Source organism: Lacticaseibacillus brantae DSM 23927, assembly GCF_001436115.1.
GTDB lineage: Bacteria > Bacillota > Bacilli > Lactobacillales > Lactobacillaceae > Lacticaseibacillus > Lacticaseibacillus brantae.
This window is the reverse complement of sequence record NZ_AYZQ01000002.1, coordinates 139,463-154,083: the sequence shown is the minus strand read 5'-3', so window position 1 is coordinate 154,083 and position 14,621 is coordinate 139,463. Positions and strand designations below refer to the sequence as shown.

Genomic DNA, 14,621 nt, shown 5'->3' with positions numbered 1-14,621 from the left:
TTTCATTTCTTACACTTTCTAGTATAGTGGTCTAGAATGTAAAGTGTTGACAGAAAATGCGCCATTTTTCGGTTTCACTGAAAAAATTTTTCAGGAGGTTATTATGGAGCTCAGTCCATCTGAAGCATATTTCTGGGATTTCGTTCTCAATCACCAACACCAAATTATGAATTTATCCATTACACAGCTGAGCGCGACGGCCAATGTCTCAACCGCAACCATCGTCCGCACTGTGAAGAAAAAGGGCTTTTCGGGCTACACCGATTTTCGGCACAGTCTATTTCGCGATGAAGGTGGCGCAGCCCAATTTGGCAGTCTCAAAAACGTTGATCAACAAATTCAACAGGTCATCCTTCAGAACGAAGAGGAAGTCACTAACACCATCAAACTCATGGATATCAACGTCATTGAAGACTCGATTCAACTCCTGAAGCATGCCAAAACGATTTACATTTTTGCACGCGGCTTGTCAGAAATGATTGCCTCAGAAATGACCTTGAAATTCCAACTCCTCGGTAAAAATGCGCAAACCCAAAATGATCCTAATATCATCAAAACCATCGCCAATCGTGTTACCGCTGATGATGTCGTGATTTTTATCACGCTCAATGGCGGCACACCAGAGCTCGTGCATGCTGCCCAAGTACTCGCCAAAAAGGATGTCTCAAAAATCACGTTGACCACTAATCGCCAAGGCGCCATCATCCCTTTCTCCGATGAGATTTTCTTAGGTTACAAGAGTGACCTCTCTTACTTTCAAGAATTCGAAGTCCGGTCGCGCCTGCCATTACAAGTCATGGCGCGAGTATTACTCGACAGCTACGTCGTCCGGACGCAAAATTAAGCCACAAAAAAAGCCAGAACAAAACGTAACGTTTTGTCCTGGCTTTTTTGATTTGGCTAAAGATTATTGGTCTTCAGTTGGTTGGTCATCATTTTGCATTTGGGCTTCGATATCAGAAATCGAATATACGTTTTGCGAAACGGTGCCGACACTCTTAGGTTCCATGTGACGGTATGTTGCCATACCAGTACCAGCAGGAATGATCTTCCCGATGATAACATTTTCCTTGAGCCCAAGTAATGGATCGTTCTTACCACGAATAGAAGCATCGGTAAGCACACGAGTTGTTTCTTGGAAGGATGCGGCAGACAAGAAACTATTCGTTTCAAGAGAAGCCTTTGTAATCCCAAGCAAGACTGGACGGCCAGTTGCAGGAATACCACCCTTAATCAAGGTATCCTTGTTCCGATCAGAGAATTCGCTGATATCCAGCAAGGTCCCTGGCAGAATTTCGGTGTCACCTGGATCCATCACCCGAATCTTCCGTAACATCTGACGAACCATTACTTCAACATGCTTATCGCCAATTTCAACCCCTTGCATCCGATAGACCTTTTGGACTTCGTGAAGCAAGTAGTTTTCAGTGGTGATCACATCACGGATTTGGATTAATTGCTTAGGATCAATTGACCCACCAGTTAATCGTTCACCCTGTTGAATGTGGTCGCCTTCTGCGACAGCAACAGATGAAGCATAAGGGACAGAGTACTTACGGGTATCATTTGAACCTTGAACCGTAATTTCACGGGTATGTTCAGCCGCATTCTCTTCGATGGCGGTGATTTCACCGGTCACTTCAGTAATGACAGCTTGCCCCTTAGGATTACGGGCTTCAAAGATTTCCTGAACACGAGGCAACCCTTGAGTAATATCTTCACCACCAGCAACACCACCGGTATGGAAGTTACGCATGGTTAATTGCGTACCTGGTTCACCGATAGATTGGGCAGCAACGGTACCAACAGCTTCACCGACTTCAACTTGTTGACCAGTAGCCAAGTTACGGCCGTAGCACATTTGGCAAACACCGTGCTTGGTGTCACAAGTGAAGACGGAACGGATGGTCACTTCTTCAACCCCAGCATCAACAACAGCTTGGGCTAAGTCTTCATCCATCATCGAATTCTTCGCAACAATGACTTCACCTGTTGCTGGATCCACCACGCTCTTCATTGCGTAACGGCCAACCAAACGATCGTACAATGGTTCGATCATTTCGTTACCTTCACGAATTGCCCGGACAACAAGACCACGGTCAGTGCCACAGTCTTCTTCACGAACAATTACATCTTGCGCAACGTCAACCAGACGGCGAGTCAAGTAACCTGAGTCAGCAGTCTTTAAGGCCGTATCGGTCATCCCTTTACGGGCCCCGTGGGTTGACATGAACATTTCCATAACAGATAAGCCTTCACGGAAGTTTGAGATAACTGGAACTTCCATCATCCCACCGTTAGGCGCAGCCATCAAACCACGCATCCCGGCAAGCTGAGTAAAGTTAGAAATGTTACCCCGGGCACCGGAGTCACTCATCATAGAAATAGGATTGGTTGGGTCGAAACTATCAACCAAGGCCTGTTGGATTTGATCTTTAGCTTCGTTCCAGATGGAGATAACGCGATCATGCCGTTCTTCATCGGTAATGAGCCCACGACGGAATTGCTTGGAGACAGTCGCAACCTTCTTGTGCGCGTCATTCACGATATCAGCCTTTTCAGGGAGATCCGTAATATCTGACACACCCACGGTTAAACCAGAATTAGTCGCCTGAGTGTAACCCAAGGTCTTCATATCATCCAATAAATCACTGGTCCGTTGAACCTTATAGGTCTTGAAGACTTCAGCGATAATATCACTCAAGAAGCCTTTCTTGAATGGTGGGATCAACGGTGCATCAGTTAAGAAGGCGTTGATATCAGTCCCAGCATCAATAAAGTACTTGTCAGGTGTCCCATTTACAATATTCGTTGTAGATGGTTCGTTCAAGAATGGTAATTCTTCAGGCATGATTTCGTTGAAAATCACTTTACCCACACTGGTGACCATCACTTTATGCTTTTGGTCTTCAGTAAATGGCTTCTTTGGCATGGAAGCAGCAGCCAAACCAATCCGGGAGTGCAAGTGCACGTAACCATTTTGGAGGGCCATCAAGACTTCGTTGGTGTTGGCAAAAATCATGCCTTCGCCTTCGCGGCCTTTTTGTTCCATAGTCAAGTAGTAGTTCCCTAAAACGATATCCTGAGAAGGGGTAACGATAGGCTTACCATCTTTAGGTGCCAGGATGTGATGAGCAGCAAGCATCAGCAAACGTGCTTCAGCCTGAGCTTCATCAGATAATGGCACGTGGATTGCCATTTGGTCCCCATCAAAGTCAGCGTTGTAGGCTTCACACACGATTGGGTGTAAACGAATGGCCTTACCGTCAACCAAGATTGGTTCAAAGGCTTGAATCCCTAAACGGTGAAGTGTAGGTGCCCGGTTGAGCAGCACTGGCCGTTCCTTGATGACTTCTTCAAGAACATCCCAAATATCGTCATCTTGGCGGTCAATCTTACGGCGAGCATTCTTGATGTTGCTTGCCATTTCGCGCTTCACCAATTCCCGCATCACAAAAGGCTTGAATAATTCAAGGGCCATTTCACGAGGTAACCCACATTGATAGAACTTCAATGTAGGGCCAACGTCGATAACCGAACGACCTGAGTAGTCAACACGCTTACCCAGCAAGTTCTGACGGAAACGACCTTGCTTACCCTTCAACATATGTGAAAGGGACTTCAATGGTCGGTTACCAGGACCAGTCACAGGCCGGCCACGACGCCCATTATCGATCAAGGCGTCAACGGCTTCTTGTAACATCCGCTTTTCGTTTTGAACAATAATACTTGGGGCATTCAAATCTAATAACCGCTTCAACCGGTTATTTCGGTTGATCACCCGCCGGTACAAGTCGTTCAAGTCGCTGGTCGCAAACCGGCCACCTTCGAGTTGAACCATTGGCCGCAAATCAGGTGGGATGACGGGGATGGTGTCCATAATCATCCAAGCTGGGTTGTTACCAGATTGACGGAAGGCATCAAGGATATCGAGTCGACGAATGGCACGGGTCCGCTTTTGGCCTTGGGCAGACTTTAAGTCTTCCTTCAAGCCAGCAACTTCGCCTTCAAGGTCAACATCAGCAAGTAATTCCTTGATTGCTTCAGCACCCATCTTCGCGTTAAAGGCGTCACCATATTGGTCGCGCTTTTCACGATATTCACGTTCAGTGAGTAATTGTTTCTTTTCAAGTGCAGTATCGCCGCCATCAATCACAACATAAGATGCGAAGTAGATGACTTCTTCAAGTGCACGAGGGGACATGTCCAAGACAAGACCCATACGGCTAGGAATACCCTTGAAGTACCAGATATGTGATACAGGTGCAGCCAATTCAATATGGCCCATCCGTTCGCGACGTACCTTAGCGCGAGTTACTTCAACCCCGCATCGGTCACAAACGATACCCTTATAACGAATCCGCTTGTACTTACCACAGGCACATTCCCAGTCTTTGGTTGGTCCGAAAATCCGTTCATCAAACAGACCGTCTCGCTCTGGTTTTAAAGTCCGATAGTTGATGGTTTCTGGCTTTTTAACTTCACCATAAGACCAACTACGGATTTTGTCAGGCGAGGCTAAGCCAATTTGCATACTTTCAAACTTATTGACATCAATCAAAAGGCTGACCTCCTATTAGTTTTCGTCATTGTTTTCAGCAGTGGCAGCTGCTTCTTGGGCCTTCTTCTCTTCTTGTTCGGCCGCAAACTTCGCTAATGCATCAACGGAAACGATATCGTCGTCTTCATCATCCATGTCCCGGAGTTCAATTTCTTGTTTCTCTTGATCAAGCACCTTCATATCCAGACCCAAGGATTGCAGTTCCTTCACGAGCACACGGAAGGATTCTGGCACACCTGGCTTAGGAATTGGTTCGCCCTTAACGATGGCTTCATAGGTCTTAACCCGACCAACCACGTCATCAGACTTGTAAGTCAAGATTTCTTGTAAGGTGTAGGCAGCACCGTAAGCTTCCAGGGCCCAAACTTCCATTTCCCCGAAACGCTGGCCACCAAACTGAGCTTTACCACCAAGAGGTTGTTGGGTAACAAGTGAGTAAGGTCCGATTGAACGGGCATGCAACTTGTCATCAACCATGTGGGCGAGCTTCATGTAGTACATGACACCGACAGAAACACGGTTTTCAAATGGTTCACCAGTACGACCATCATAAAGGACAGACTTACCGTCAGAAGCCATGCCAGCTTCCTTAACAGTTGCCCAGAGGTCTTTTTCGTTGGCACCATCAAAGACAGGTGTTGCAACGTGGATGCCAAGATTACGTGCGGCCATCCCCAAGTGCAATTCGAGCACTTGACCGATGTTCATACGACTTGGCACACCCATTGGTGACAAGCAAATATCAACCGGTGTTCCATCAGGTAAGAATGGCATGTCTTCTTCAGGCACAACGACGGAAACCGTCCCCTTGTTACCATGACGACCAGCCATCTTATCGCCGACTTGAATCTTCCGCTTCTGAGTAATGTATACCCGGACCATCATGTTCACGCCAGGTGATAATTCATCGCCGGCTTCACGAGTGAAGATCCGGACGTCTTGAATAATCCCGCCGCCACCATGAGGTACCCGCAAGGAGGTATCGCGGACTTCGCGCGCCTTTTCACCGAAAATAGCGTGCAACAAGCGTTCTTCAGCTGATAATTCAGTCACACCCTTAGGCGTTACCTTACCAACCAAAATGTCGCCATCCTTAACTTCGGCACCGACACGAACAATCCCGAATTCATCAAGATCCTTCAATGCGTCTTCACCGACGTTAGGCAATTCACGTGTCACTTCTTCAGGTCCAAGCTTGGTATCACGTGCTTCTGATTCGTATTCTTCAATATGAATTGAAGTGTACTTATCTTCGCGGACCAACTTTTCAGACATGACAATCGCATCTTCATAGTTGTACATGTTCCAGGTCATGAACGCGATGACAGGGTTTTGGCCTAAAGCTAATTCCCCATTTTCCATCGCTGGCCCGTCAGCAATGATTTCATTGGCATCAACCTTGTCGCCAAGGCGAACAATTGGGCGTTGGTTGTAGTTCTTACCCGCATTACTACGGCGGAACTTCATCAAGCTATACTTGTCCAAGGCACCGTCTTCACGACGCACACGGATTTGCTTAGCATCAACGTATTCAACGGTCCCAGGGTGAGCAGCTAAAATCGCCGTCCCTGAGTCATGAGCAGCCTTATATTCCATCCCGGTCCCAACAAGTGGGGCCTTAGGATCAACTAAAGGCACAGCCTGACGTTGCATGTTCGCACCCATCAGGGCCCGGTTGGAGTCATCGTTTTCCAAGAAAGGAATGCAGGCAGTCGCAACAGCGACAACTTGCTTAGGTGAAACGTCCATGTAGTCAACTTTATCTGGGGTCGTTTCGATGTTGTCATCTTTCTTACGAGCCAGAACAGTCTCTTCAACGAAAGAACCATCATCATTTAATGGTGAGTTCGCCTGAGCGACAACATAGTTATCTTCTTCATCGGCTGTTAAGTAGTCGATCTTGTCGGTAACTTTGTTGGTATCCCAGTCAACCCGGCGATATGGGGTTTCGATGAAGCCATAAGGGTTCACAACAGCGTAAGAAGCCAAGCTGTTAATCAACCCAATGTTAGGGCCTTCTGGGGTTTCAATTGGACACATCCGGCCATAATGAGTATAGTGCACGTCCCGGACTTCATAACCGGCACGGTCACGCGTCAAACCACCAGGTCCTAAGGCAGATAAACGCCGCTTATGGGTTAATTCCCCAAGTGGGTTGGTCTGATCCATGAACTGTGACAATTGAGATGAACCAAAGAATTCTTTAATTGAAGCCACAACTGGACGAATATTGATCAATTGTTGTGGGGTCACGGTGCTGGTGTCTTGGATCGACATCCGTTCGCGAACCACCCGTTCCATCCGGGATAAACCGATACGGAATTGGTTTTGCAACAATTCACCCACGGAACGAATCCGCCGGTTACCCAAGTGATCAATATCATCAGTGTTTCCAAGACCTTCTTGTAAGTTCAAGAAGTAGTTCATGGAAGCCACGATATCAGCTGGGGTTAAATGCTTCACTTTCTTATCAATGTGACCATTACCAATTAAGTTGATTTCCTTGTCAGGGGTGACTTGGGAATAAACCTTAATCACTTGTAAGGTCATTGGGTCAGTTAAGACACCTTGGTCGCTTGGTTGATAAGTGACCGTCTTAAAGTCTTCACGATCAAGGTAGGCACCTAAGGTATCCATCACTTGGCGATCGATCTTATCACCCTTTTGGGCAATGACTTCACCGGTATCAGGGTCAGCCAAAGTTTCAGCTAAGACTTGGTTCAATAACCGAGTCTTTAAGCTGAGCTTCTTGTTGACCTTGTAACGACCAACATTAGCTAAGTCGTAACGCTTTGGATCGAAGAAACGCGCATACAAAAGTGACCGAGATGAGTCAGCCGTCTTAGGTTCGCCTGGGCGTAGCCGCTCGTAAATATCCTTCAAGGCTTCATCCGTACGAGAATCGTCCGTGTTCTTGTGGACGTCCTTTTCAAGGGTGAGCATTAAGGAATCGTTATCGCCTAACATGTTGATAATGTCTTGGTCGGAACCGAAGCCCAAGGCCCGAACTAATTCCGTCATTGGAATCTTACGGGTCCGGTCGATCCGGACATAGGCAATATCCTTGGCATCAGTTTCATATTCTAACCAGGCACCCCGGTTAGGAATCGCAGTGGCACCATAGGTCACACGAGAATTCTTATCGGTTGCACTGTTAAAGTAGACACCTGGGGAACGAACTAATTGTGAAACAATAACCCGTTCTGCCCCGTTAATAATGAAGGTCCCTTGTTCGGTCATCAATGGGAAGTCACCAAAGAACACGTCTTGAGACTTAATTTCGCCAGTTTCGTGGTTGGTTAAGCGCAAAGTAACGTGGAGTGGTGCAGAGTAGTTCGCATCGTGCTGGCGAGCTTCCTCGACGGTGTATTTAGGTTCAAGTAATTGATAATCAACAAACTCAAGTGACAGGTTCCCCTGGAAATCATCGATTGGCATAATGTCATCAAACATTTCGCGCAATCCTTCGTCCAAGAACCATTGATAAGAATTGGATTGAATTTCAATTAAGTTAGGTAAATCCAAAACTTCTTTGATTCGGGCGTAAGAACGACGTGTACGATGTTTACCATAATTCACTAAGTGTCCTGGCAAGTTGTTCACCCCTCATTAGATTTTTCGGTCCCGTTTGCTTTGTAAATTTAACGTAAAGAATATTAAGTTGCGATTACAAAGTCGCCGCGGGGGACTTTTTGAGCAAAAAAAAACCAAAAGTTGCTTGTGGAAAATTCACCTGCGACTTTTGTTTTTTTCATGGACCTTGACGGACAATAGATCGTCAAGGCAGTTGTCCAAACCGAAATGCAATTGATACTATGGTACTTTTTTCTGAAGCGAATGTCAACCCTACTTCATAGTGACGAATTCTTCGGCACTAGTTGGGTGAATGGCAACGGTGTGATCAAAGTCTGACTTTGTTGCCCCCATCTTTACTGCCACGGCAAATCCTTGAAGCATCTCAGCAATGTCGATACCAAAACCGTGCAAACCGACAATCTTCTCGTCTGGTCCATAGCAGACCATTTTAATCTGTGACTTCACTGGCTGATCACTCAACCCGTAAAACATTGGTGTGAACTTGGCATAATACACCTTCACGGCATCGCCATATAATTCAATTGCGTCCTGTTCGCTCAAACCGACGGTGCCAATCGTTGGTAATGAGAAAACGACCGTTGGGATATTGGTGTAATCTAAGTATTCATCTGGCATATTGTTAAACAGCCGATTCGACAAGCGCCGGCCAGCGGCAATTGCGACTGGGGTCAACAAGTGATTACCTGTTACATCCCCGACTGCATAGATACCAGGTTCCGTCGTGTTCTGGAATTGATCGACTTTGATGAAGCCTTGGTCATCCAAGGCTACCTTAGTGTTCTCCAAGCCAAACCCGGTGACATTTGGTTGGCGGCCAGTCGCATAGACAGCGGCGTCAACTGTGATGGCTTCACCTTCCAGTGTTGTCACCGTCAAGCCAGCGTCTGTTTGCACAATCGCTTGTTCCTGGGCGTAAGGATGGAAAATGACGCCTTCCTCGGTGTAGCGCGTGGTGACTGCTTGGGCCAGCATCTGGTCGAACTTTGGTAAGAGACTGCCATACTTCAAGAGCACGTGGACTTCAGAACCAAATTGATTCATCATCCCAGCTAATTCCGTCGCAATATAGCCACTCCCAATAATGGCAACGCGTTGTGGCTGTTCTGGCATTTCAAAAAAGCTCGTCGAGTCGCGTGCTAACTCAATACCGGGAATATCAGGCACTTTAGGCTTAGCGCCTGTCGCAATCAGAATATGGGGTGCGGTGAATTCTCGATCACCCACCGCAACAACATGCGCTGACTTCAAGGTCGCGTAGCCGTAAACTCGAGTCACGTGATTGCTATCCAGGCCCCGATTATAATAACCGTGCATTTCTTCGATATAGCCATCACGCTTTTCAGCTAAGTGCTGCCAATCCAGGCCCTGATAATCAAACTTGAGCCCGTAATCAGCAGAATAATCAAACTCGTGGAGCATCTGTGCGGCTTGCCACATGATTTTCTTAGGCACACACCCGCGATTCACACAGGTGCCGCCAATCGCGTCAGCTTCAATGACTAACACTTTCGCGCCATGCATCCCAGCCCGATTGGCAGAAGCAATTCCACCAGAGCCGCCACCAATCACGATGTAGTCGTATGTTTCCATGTGTCTCCTCCTATTAAATAAAGACAGTTGATAACAAGTTAGCTAAGCGCGCCTGATTGCCCGCAAAATCACCGTTAACTTCAGGATCAACGCCGGCAGCCATGGGATCATCGGCCACGATTTGGGCCACAGTCTCAGGCGAAAACTCCAAATGGAACTGAATCCCTAAGGTTTGGTGATACCGAAAGCCTTGGTTATGGGCGACCTCATTGGTGAACAACAATTCGCTCCCGGGCAGATCCGCCATGGCATCGCCGTGCCAGTTAAAGGGACTGAACTCGCTTTGAGTGGCGACATCTGTCACCGGGCCAAAGCCAAGTTCAGGGGTCTCTAGCGGATAAACAGCTGCCCCAAAGGCACGCACAATTTGTTGGGCTCCCAAACAAATCCCAAAAACCGGCCGGCCGAGCTTGTCTAAGCTACGAATCAAAATTCGCTCAGCAGCCAGAAAGTCTAAGTCATCATCCACGTTCATTGGTCCGCCCAACAGTAACAGGCCATCCATTTCAGCTGGATTCAATGTGGCAATCTGGTCATCTAAATCGAGCCGATGCACGATGAAATCAATGTCGTGATCCGCGCCCCACTGCGCGATACTGCCTAAGTCTTCAAGTGGTGCATGCTGCATAACGTGAATTTGCATTTTACTCTCCTAGTTGATTAAGTTATTTGCGTAAAGTCTAGCACATCCAGTGTCTTTTGCGATAGATAATGCTAGAATGATGTCATACTGTTTCGAAATGAGGAATGAATTTATGGATAGTGGCCAGGTCGCCTCGAATATATTGGTGATGGTTGTCACCTTTTTCTTCGCGGCGTTCTTCGTGGCAAGTGAGTTTGCGCTTGTCCAAAGTCGCCCCAGTGCCCTTGAAGAGTTATTAAACAATGGGACTGGTAACAAAACTAAAATTACACGTGCCCTGAAAATGGTGCACAATTTAAATGAATACCTCTCAACCACACAGGTTGGGGTGTCCATTGCCGGGATTGTTCTTGGGTGGATTGGTGAAGCAACCGTAGAATTCTTACTGGTTGACTTGCTCAAATTAACCCATCTGTCATTACCAAGTGGCGGCTTGCATCTCATTGGCGCCATTTTTGGGGTGATTATCCTGACTTACTTAGAAGTGGTGTTGACCGAAATCGTGCCCAAGAATGTGGCCATCGACTTCCCAGTCAAAACGCTGTTACTGATTGTCACACCATTGCACTACTTCCACGTGGTTTTCTACCCCTTTGTCTGGTTACTCAATAGTAGTGCTACTGGGATTATCCGCTTGATTGGGATTAAGCCTGCCGATGAAGGCAATGAAGTGTTCACACAAGCTGAAATTCTCAGCCTGAGTAAGAACGCCGTCACAACCGGGGAACTGGATCAAAACGATCTCGTCTATATGCAACGGGCCTTTGATCTCAATGACAAGACCGCCCACGATATTATGGTCGATCGAACCTCCTTAGTGGTGGTTGATATTACCGCCACCGTCAAAGAAGTCTTACGGGACTACTTGCAAGAAGGATACAGTCGTTTCCCAGTTGTTGCTGATGGCGATAAAGATAAAATTCTCGGTTACGTCTACATCTACGACTTAGTCAAACAAGCGCAGGTCAACGATCAAGTGCGCGTCTCCAAGTTATTGCGGGCTATGATTACGGTCCCAGAAGTGACGCCAATCCATTCAATCCTGACCCAGATGATTCAAAAGCAAACGCCAATTGTGGTGGTCGTCGATGAATACGGTGGGACCAGTGGAATTGTTACCGATAAAGATATCTATGAAGAACTCTTTGGGACCGTCAAAGATGAAATCGATGACGTCTCAGATGAATACATTGTCACCACAGATGACCCCAAGACGTTCCGAGTTAGTGGGAAGACCACCTTGTATGACTTTGAACGCTTCTTCCACACCAAGGTCGCTGGGTTCGACGACTCTGATATCATCACAGTCGCCGGCTACATTATGGAAGATTATCCTGATATTAAACTTCATGACACCGTCAAAATCGACCGCTTCAACTTCACGGTTGCCGATTATCAACGCGGTTACGTCAATTGGTTTGATGTTACTGAAGATCCTGAACCGGAACCAACCGAAGAAGAACCTGAAGAATAATATAACGGCGCTAAAAGGTGATAACAAAATCCAATTTGTTATCACCTTTTTTATACAGGAAGCGTCTAGCCGTGAGTGTCTTACGTTGACTTGTTTCTATGGAAAAGACTATCGTAGATGTACATTTTTAGATTAACGAAAGTTGAGGAACAACAATGAAGATTTCATTTATTGGCGTGGGCGACATGGGTTCAGAAATGGTGCCCCATTTAGCCGCCGGCGGTCACGAGGTCACCATTTGGGACACGAATCCGGACCGCCTGACCGCTTTTCACGATGATCACATCAAGGCGGCGACATCACTTGAAGACGCCGTAACCGCATCGCCGGTCATCATTACCTCAGTCATGTCGGCCGATGTGATGGATCTCCACCTGGGGCATGACGGTAATCCGGGAATCGTTCATTACCTAAAACCTGACTCGATTCTGATTGTCACGTCTACACTTGATCCCAACAAGATTTTCACCATCAATAAGGCGATGCCGGAAAATACCACCCTTCTAGATATTTCCATGATTGGTGGGGTGCGCTATGCCCGGGAAGCCAATTTGGCTTTGCTCGCTGGCGGTGAATCCAAGAGCTTTGATCGGGTGCTGCCCGTCTTAAACCTCCTGGGTCTAGTAAAGTATGTCGGCCCGGTCGGCAGTGGTGCCCAAGCAAAATTGGTCACTAATGTCGGCATTATGGCCGCTGAATCAGGGATTCGCGAAACCCTTGATTTGGCCGATGCTTACCATATGGATTACAGTCTAATTCTAGAATTATTGCAGCTCGGACCGCTGAAACCTGTTATTCTGCGCGCCCTCGACGTGACCAATCCGCGGCCACTCAAGGACTCAGTGGCCGATGTAGAAGAATTGCTCAATGCCACTAAAGAGCTAATTGAACTGCCCATTACAGCTGCTGGGGCTAAGCGACTCCGAGAGGCCGTTGATGAAGCCGATGGCGAAACCGCCTTTATTGATATCACTGACAAGAAGACGGCTCTGCCACAATACAAAGACCAGTAGCGTTGACATTCATTTCTTTCGCCGACTACAATGACTGTAGCTTATAGACGGGAGATTATTAATATGAAAATAGGAATTCTCGGCGCTGGCGCCATGGGCAGTGCCATCATCAAGGGCCTGTTACGCGATTTTGCGCCCACTGATTTATATGTCAAGGGTGGCCGCCTGGCCCCGATGCAAGCACTCCAGCAGCAATTAGGCTTCAACCTCATGACCAGCAACGAAGAACTCACCGCAGCCCCCATTGACTTACTGTTCGTTGTAACCCCGGCCAAAGTCACCTTGGCAGCGTTAAAAGACTTACAGGCTTTGCCAAGTCATGTGGCAATTGTGTCGGCGGTTTCGGGAATTTCTTTAGCTGAACTGGCTGAATTATTCCCCCAAGCCCCAATTGCTCGGATTATTCCAAACACCCCCGTTTCAGTCAACGCCGGCACAACCGGTGTCGCCTATGGCGAGAAAGCAGCCACGGATAAAACGGCCATCGCCAAAACCTTGGCAACCTTAGGTGATGTGATCGAAGTCCCCGAGGCCAACCTCGGAATTCTTGGCACTGTTGGTGGATGCGGCCCGGCATTTGTGGACATCTTCATGGAAGCGATGGCTGATGCAGCCGTTCAAAACGGTTTGCCCCGTCAGTTAGCGTATCAAGTGGTCAGCAGCATGGTGAAAGGTAGCGCGCAACTAGCCTTTGAAACTCCTGGCAATCCCGCTAACCTTAAAGATGCCGTCACCAGCCCTGGTGGCACGACCATCCAAGGGGTCGTGGCCCTAGAGAAGAATGGCTTTCGTTATGCAGTCATTGATGCTGTCAATGCGGCCAACCACAACTAATGGCACACAAATAAAAAGGTTGGGACAAAACAATTGTTTTGTCCCAACCTTTTTTGCGTTTAAGCTTCAGCTTTGTCGTCAGACTGCTTTGCTTCTTGGCGCTTAACTTCTTCGTCAGTTAACATGTCCTTCACGGTCATCTTAACGTCAGTTACCTTTAAGCCCGTCATATCTTGCACATTGTTGCAAATTGACGTTACGACTTCGTTGAAAATCTTAGGTGCTTTGACGCCATATTTCATGGTCGCGTCAAGTTCGATTTTCACTGTTTGGTTGTCTTCAATATCAACAGATACGCCTTGCTTAGGATCTTCATCCTTGCGGAACATGTTCGTCATGTCTGAGAACATGCCACCTTCTAAGCTGACGATACCATTAACATCAGCACTAGTCTTCCCGACAATCTTTTGAACAACACTGTCGTCGAATACTAATTCCTGTGAAACGGGTTGAGTCGTTGTCGTTGCTTTTGCTTTTGCATCCATGGATAAAGTTCCCCCTTATTTGTCTAGAAGTTTATGAATTTGCCTTCTGCCATTCGCGGCGAGTCATCATGTCACTGACGTGTAAGTTCAATTCGAGGACCTGCAACCCGGTCATCTGTTTGACCTTGGTTTCAACGTGATGACACAAAGCTTTAAAGACAGCCCGAGCATCCGCGTCATAACTCAAAATTGCTGACATGTCATAAGTCACTTGATTCTCATCGACTTCCACGCTAATCCCTTTGGACAAGCGTTCATTACCAAAGGTCTCGGAAATACTGTCAACCATATTCCCATCCATTCCGAGAATACCATCGACTTCTTGAGCGCATTGGTTGGCGATTTTTTGTAGCACGTAATCATCAAAGGTGAGCCGACTTTGAGCCAGCACAACCGATTGATTCTGATCTAATGTCGCGTCCAT

10 protein-coding genes are annotated in these 14,621 nt (G+C 47.2%); 4 read left to right on the top strand and 6 right to left on the bottom strand.

All coding sequences use genetic code 11. The annotated features are described in order from the left end of the window. Window positions 1-100 precede the first annotated feature (100 nt). Window positions 101-844, top strand: a complete 744-nt coding sequence (locus tag FC34_RS04870) for a MurR/RpiR family transcriptional regulator (protein WP_157052254.1) — start codon at window positions 101-103, stop codon at window positions 842-844. Between the two features lie 63 nt (window positions 845-907). Here the strand turns inward: FC34_RS04870 and rpoC are convergent, their stop codons facing one another. The 4 genes from rpoC to FC34_RS04850 all read right to left on the bottom strand — a co-directional run bounded on the left by rpoC (window position 908) and on the right by FC34_RS04850 (window position 10,391). Next, window positions 908-4,561, bottom strand: a complete 3,654-nt coding sequence (gene rpoC, locus FC34_RS04865) for a DNA-directed RNA polymerase subunit beta' (protein ID WP_057894282.1) — start codon at window positions 4,559-4,561, stop codon at window positions 908-910. 15 nt (window positions 4,562-4,576) lie between these two features. Next, window positions 4,577-8,155, bottom strand: a complete 3,579-nt coding sequence (rpoB, locus tag FC34_RS04860) for a DNA-directed RNA polymerase subunit beta (RefSeq protein ID WP_057894281.1) — start codon at window positions 8,153-8,155, stop codon at window positions 4,577-4,579. A gap of 252 nt (window positions 8,156-8,407) precedes the next feature. Further along, a complete protein-coding gene (gor, locus tag FC34_RS04855; protein WP_057894280.1) occupies window positions 8,408-9,748 on the bottom strand; it encodes a glutathione-disulfide reductase in 1,341 nt (446 codons plus the stop codon). A gap of 13 nt (window positions 9,749-9,761) precedes the next feature. Beyond that, entirely contained in the window at window positions 9,762-10,391 is a 630-nt protein-coding gene (locus FC34_RS04850) for a type 1 glutamine amidotransferase (RefSeq protein ID WP_057894279.1), read from the bottom strand. A 112-nt stretch (window positions 10,392-10,503) separates the two neighbouring features. Between FC34_RS04850 and FC34_RS04845 the strand changes: the two genes are divergently transcribed. From FC34_RS04845 to proC, 3 genes are all read left to right on the top strand, one after another. Beyond that, window positions 10,504-11,865, top strand: a complete 1,362-nt coding sequence (locus FC34_RS04845) for a hemolysin family protein (RefSeq protein ID WP_057894278.1) — start codon at window positions 10,504-10,506, stop codon at window positions 11,863-11,865. A 155-nt stretch (window positions 11,866-12,020) separates the two neighbouring features. Continuing rightward, on the top strand, window positions 12,021-12,878 hold the full coding sequence (locus FC34_RS04840; RefSeq protein WP_057894277.1) for an NAD(P)-dependent oxidoreductase: 858 nt from the start codon (window positions 12,021-12,023) through the stop codon (window positions 12,876-12,878). A 63-nt stretch (window positions 12,879-12,941) separates the two neighbouring features. Next, the gene (gene proC / locus FC34_RS04835) at window positions 12,942-13,712 is read left to right on the top strand and encodes a pyrroline-5-carboxylate reductase (RefSeq protein WP_057894276.1); all 771 of its coding nucleotides are present in this window, start codon (window positions 12,942-12,944) and stop codon (window positions 13,710-13,712) included. 59 nt (window positions 13,713-13,771) lie between these two features. Here proC and FC34_RS04830 read toward each other — a convergent pair whose 3' ends face one another. After that, on the bottom strand, window positions 13,772-14,197 hold the full coding sequence (locus FC34_RS04830; protein WP_057894275.1) for an Asp23/Gls24 family envelope stress response protein: 426 nt from the start codon (window positions 14,195-14,197) through the stop codon (window positions 13,772-13,774). Window positions 14,198-14,228: 31 nt separating this feature from the next. Continuing rightward, entirely contained in the window at window positions 14,229-14,621 is a 393-nt protein-coding gene (locus FC34_RS04825) for an Asp23/Gls24 family envelope stress response protein (RefSeq protein ID WP_057894274.1), read from the bottom strand.